We start from the raw sequence: 5,343 nt of genomic DNA, 5'->3' as shown, positions 1-5,343 counted from the left end.
CCCAATATAGCGGGGTGCCGCCTCAAAGGCAAGGGGGGGGTTGGCCCTGGCAGGGCTTAAACGCAGGGAGGCCCCTGCGGTTTCACCCGTGGGGCCTCTCAAGGTAAGGGGGTTGGCGGCTACCTACTCTCCCGCGTGTGACCGCAGTACCATCGGCTCGGCGGGGCTTAACTTCTCTGTTCGGAATGGGAAGAGGTGGACACCCGCGACATAGCCACCATTGTCTTGGGCCTTTCGGCTCGAATGGGGTCGGGGGGTGCTTTGACCATACTGGGCAGAGAGAGAGGGGAGGGTACGCGCCCTGCCTGGAAAGCTCCCGGGCAATTAGTACGGCTCGGCTATGGTGTTTCCACCTTTACACCTGCCGCCTATCGACGTGGTCGTCTCCCACGGCCCTTAAAGGGATTTCTCATCTTGGGGTGAGTTTCGCACTTAGATGCTTTCAGCGCTTATCTCATCCGAGCGTAGCTACCCTGCGCTGCGGCTGGCGCCACAACAGGCCCACCAGAGGCTCGTCCATCCCGGTCCTCTCGTACTAAGGACAGGTCCCCTCAAAAATCCTACGCCCACTACAGATAGGGACCGAACTGTCTCACGACGTTCTGAACCCAGCTCGCGTGCCACTTTAATCGGCGAACAGCCGAACCCTTGGGACCTTCTCCAGCCCCAGGACGTGACGAGCCGACATCGAGGTGCCAAACCTCCCCGTCGATATGAGCTCTTGGGGGAGATCAGCCTGTTATCCCCGGCGTACCTTTTATCCTTTGAGCGATGGCCCTTCCATGCGGAACCACCGGATCACTATATCCGCCTTTCGGCCCTGCTCGGCTTGTGGGCCTCACAGTCAAGCACCCTTCTGCTATTGCGCTCTGCGCACGGTTACCAAGCGTGCTGAGGGTACCTTTGAAAGCCTCCGTTACTCTTTTGGAGGCGACCACCCCAGTCAAACTACCCACCAAACAATGTCTCCCTCCAGGGATTAGGCTCCAAGCAACCCGAGGGTGGTATTTCAACGTTGACTAACCGACGCCTGGCGACGCCGGATCGCAGTCTCCCACCTATCCTACACACGAGTTACCCAGAGTCAATGTTAAGCTATAGTAAAGGTGCACGGGGTCTTTCCGTCCCGTAGCGGGTAATCGGCATCTTCACCGATACTACAATTTCACCGAGCTCACGGCTGAGACAGCGCCCAGATCGTTACACCATTCGTGCAGGTCGGAACTTACCCGACAAGGAATTTCGCTACCTTAGGACCGTTATAGTTACGGCCGCCGTTTACCGGGGCTTCGATTCAATGCTTCGCCTTGCGGCTGACATCCCCTCTTAACCTTCCGGCACCGGGCAGGTGTCAGGCCATATACCTCATCTCTCGATTTCGCATAGCCATGTGTTTTTGTTAAACAGTCGCCTGGGCCTTTTCACTGCGGCTTCTTGCATCGCTGCAAGGAAGCGCCCCTTCTCCCGAAGTTACAGGGCCATTTTGCCGAGTTCCTTGGCCGTGATTCACTCGAGCACCTTAGGATTCTCTCCTCGACTACCTGTGTCGGATTGCGGTACGGGTAGCGTGACCTTTAACGCTTAGCGGGTTTTCTAGGGAGCGGGATTAGGGCCACTATCCCCTCGCCCGGGGGCTTGGGGTACTATCGCGTTTCGTCAGGTCCGGCGTACTTCACTACCGGTCCTATAACTACGCGCTTCAACCTGGTATTCCGTCACCAGGCGGGCCTTTCACTTCTCCGTCACCGCATCGCTGGGTCACGCTAGTACTGGAATATTAACCAGTTGTCCATCGGCCTTAGCTCTCGCATCGGTCTTAGGACCCGACTAACCCTGATCCGATTAGCGTTGATCAGGAAACCTTAGTCTTTCGGTGTGCGGGTTTCTCGCCCGCATTATCGTTACTTATGCCTACATTTGCTTTTCCCGACGCTCCAGCACCCATTGCCAGGTACCTTCTCCGCCGACGGGAATGCTCCCCTACCACAGAATAAATTCTATCCGCAGCTTCGGTAATATGCTTGATGCCCGATTATTATCGATGCCCTGCCGCTCGACCAGTGAGCTGTTACGCACTCTTTAAATGAATGGCTGCTTCCAAGCCAACATCCTGGCTGTCTGGGCAGCTGGACCTCCTTTGTTCAACTTAGCATATATTTAGGGACCTTAGCTGGCGGTCTGGGTTCTTTCCCTCTCGGCCTGGGACCTTAGCACCCCAAGCCTCACTGCCGAGTATGTCTAATGGCATTCGGAGTTCGTCAGGATTCGGTAGGATTTGACTCCCCCTAGTCCTATCGGTAGCTCTACCTCCAGAAGACTCAACCTCGACGCTGCCCCTAAAGGCATTTCGGGGAGTACGAGCTATTTCTCAGTTTGATTGGCCTTTCACCCCTACCCTCAGGTCATCCAAATCCTTTTCAACGGAAACTGGTTCGGACCTCCACTGTGTGTTACCACAGCTTCATCCTGCCCAAGGGTAGATCACAAAGTTTCGCGTCTACCCCCCCTGACTGTGCGCCCTGTTCAGACTCGCTTTCGCTGCGGCTCCGTGCATCCATGCACTTAACCTCGCCAGGGAGGAGTAACTCGTAGGCTCATTATGCAAAAGGCACGCCGTCACCCCACTGAAGGGCTCCGACCGCTTGTAGGCGCATGGTTTCAGGTTCTATTTCACCCCCCTATTCGGGGTACTTTTCACCTTTCCCTCACGGTACTGGTTCACTATCGGTCTCTCAGGAGTATTTAGCCTTGCCGGATGGTACCGGCGGATTCAGACGGGATTCCTCTGGTCCCGCCCTACTCAGGATACCACTGGAGCTGGAAAGCTTACGCTGACGGGGCTGTCACCCTCTCTGGCCTACCTTCCCAGGTAGTTAAGCTTCAATTTCCAGTCTCGTGTCGTGGTCCTACAACCCCACGGTCGCCGTAACGACTGTGGTTTGGGCTCTTCCCCGTTCGCTCGCCACTACTTGGGGAATCATTGTTATTTTCTCTTCCTGCGGGTACTTAGATGTTTCAGTTCCCCGCGTTCGCCCCTGTAAACAGGTGACTGGTCTTCAACCAGCCGGGTTGCCCCATTCGGAGATCTGCGGATCGAGTGGTATGTGCCCATCCCCGCAGCTTATCGCAGCTTATCGCGTCCTTCATCGCCTCTGAGAGCCTAGGCATCCTCCATGCGCCCTTCTCTACTTTCTAGGCCGCATATCGCTATGCGGCGCGTACTCTTCTTTGTTTCTCTCTCTTCCCAGTATGTCAAAGAACCCCCCGCCAGGTAGCCCCCATATCGCTATAGGTGTTCCCTGGCATGTGCGGCACGCGCCCTGCCGGTGCGTGCCTGTGATCGCTGTGATCAGGTCAGTTGTGGAGAATAACGGAGTCGAACCGTTGACCTCCTGCGTGCAAAGCAGGCGCTCTAGCCAGCTGAGCTAATCCCCCATGTACTATGGTGTGGGCCTGCGTGGACTCGAACCACGGACCTCTACATTATCAGTGTAGCGCTCTAACCACCTGAGCTACAAGCCCTACTTTGTTAGCTGTAGGCGTCCGTACTGACCTAACCTTTAATAAGGTGAAGGGTTTAAGCAAAGGGATAGAGAGGAAGCGGAAACGGCGCCGGCGGTGCGTCCCCAGAAAGGAGGTGATCCAGCCGCACCTTCCGGTACGGCTACCTTGTTACGACTTAGCCCCAGTTACCAGTTTTACCCTAAGCCGCTCCTGGACGGTGACGGCCTTCAGGTCTCCCTGACTTCCATGGCTTGACGGGCGGTGTGTACAAGGCCCGGGAACGTATTCACCGCGTCATTGCTGATACGCGATTACTAGCGATTCCAGCTTCACGGGGTCGAGTTGCAGACCCCGATCCGAACTGAGACGCACTTTGTGAGATTGGCATCCCGTTGCCGGGTAGCGACCCTCTGTATGCGCCATTGTAGCACGTGTGTAGCCCTAGGCGTAAGGGCCATGATGACTTGACGTCGTCCCCGCCTTCCTCGCTCCTTGCGGAGGCAGTCTCCCTAGAGTCCCCACCTTGACGTGCTGGCAACTAGGGATAGGGGTTGCGCTCGTTGCGGGACTTAACCCAACACCTCACGGCACGAGCTGACGACAGCCATGCAGCACCTTGCTTTGTGCCCCGAAGGGAAGCCCCATCTCTGGGGCGGTCACGCGCATTCTAGCCTAGGTAAGGTTCCTCGCGTATCATCGAATTAAACCACATGCTCCACCGCTTGTGCGGGCCCCCGTCAATTCCTTTGAGTTTCACCCTTGCGGGCGTACTCCCCAGGTGGGATACTTAACGCTTTCGCTAAGACGCCGACAGTCTGTCGCCGACATCGAGTATCCATCGTTTACGGCGTGGACTACCAGGGTATCTAATCCTGTTCGCTCCCCACGCTTTCGTGCCTCAGCGTCAGTTACGGCCTAGTGAGCTGCCTACGCAATCGGAGTTCTTGAGGATATCTAAGCATTTCACCGCTACATCCTCAATTCCGCCCACCTCGTCCGTACTCAAGCCCCCCAGTATCAACGGCGGTTCCGGGGTTGAGCCCCGGGCTTTCACCGCTGACTTAAGGGGCCGCCTACGCACCCTTTAAACCCAATAAATCCGGACAACGCTTGCACCCTCCGTATTACCGCGGCTGCTGGCACGGAGTTAGCCGGTGCTTATTCCCCAGGTACCGTCAGTTCCCCACGCATGGGTGTTTTCTTCCCTGGTAAAAGCAGTTTACAACCCAGAAGGCCTTCATCCTGCACGCGGCATGGCTGGGTCAGGCTTCCGCCCATTGCCCAATATTCCCTACTGCTGCCTCCCGTAGGAGTCTGGCCCGTATCTCAGTGCCAGTGTGGGGGACCGTCCTCTCAGAACCCCTAGCCATCGTCGCCTTGGTGGTCCGTTACACCACCAACTAGCTAATGGCACGCATGCCCATCTTGAACCGATAAATCTTTGACCATACTCAGATGCCCTCATATGGTGTCATGCGGTATTAATCCGGATTTCTCCGGGCTATCCCCCAGTTCAAGGCAGGTTGCATACGCGTTACGCACCCGTGCGCCACTGGGCCCCGAAGGGCCCCGTTCGACTTGCATGTATTAGGCCTGCCGCTAGCGTTCATCCTGAGCCAGGATCAAACTCTCCATTGTAGTAGATTGTTTGACTGCTCTTCTTTTTCAATAAAGACAGTCGATTTTGTAAAGACATCGACCGCCGGTACGCTAATGTTTCCTAGACTCTACGGTAAACCGTATGTCTTTTCATTTCCTATCTATCCCATTCACTCAAAGAACCTTACCGCCGGACTGTCTCCGGCGATCTGCGGGGCGCCTCCCGCCCCGTCTCCCCCC

The 5,343-nt window shown here is 56.2% G+C and carries 2 tRNA genes and 3 rRNA genes; all 5 read right to left on the bottom strand.

From position 1 onward, the window contains the following. Window positions 1-110: 110 nt before the first annotated feature. Window positions 111-222: ribosomal RNA gene (gene rrf / locus FHS90_RS22100) — 5S ribosomal RNA — on the bottom strand. A gap of 81 nt (window positions 223-303) precedes the next feature. Beyond that, window positions 304-3,196: ribosomal RNA gene (locus FHS90_RS22095) — 23S ribosomal RNA — on the bottom strand. Between the two features lie 165 nt (window positions 3,197-3,361). After that, a tRNA-Ala gene (locus FHS90_RS22090) sits at window positions 3,362-3,435 on the bottom strand. Window positions 3,436-3,448: 13 nt separating this feature from the next. Then, window positions 3,449-3,522: transfer RNA gene (locus FHS90_RS22085), tRNA-Ile, on the bottom strand. Between the two features lie 108 nt (window positions 3,523-3,630). Beyond that, window positions 3,631-5,142, bottom strand: a 16S ribosomal RNA gene (locus FHS90_RS22080). Together the 16S, 23S and 5S rRNA genes with 2 tRNA genes alongside form the textbook arrangement of a ribosomal RNA operon. Window positions 5,143-5,343 lie beyond the last annotated feature (201 nt).

Source organism: Rufibacter ruber (assembly GCF_014138425.1).
Taxonomy (GTDB): Bacteria; Bacteroidota; Bacteroidia; order Cytophagales; family Hymenobacteraceae; genus Nibribacter; species Nibribacter ruber_C.
Note: the sequence above shows the minus strand (reverse complement) of the source record. Positions and strands in the feature narration are given on the sequence as shown.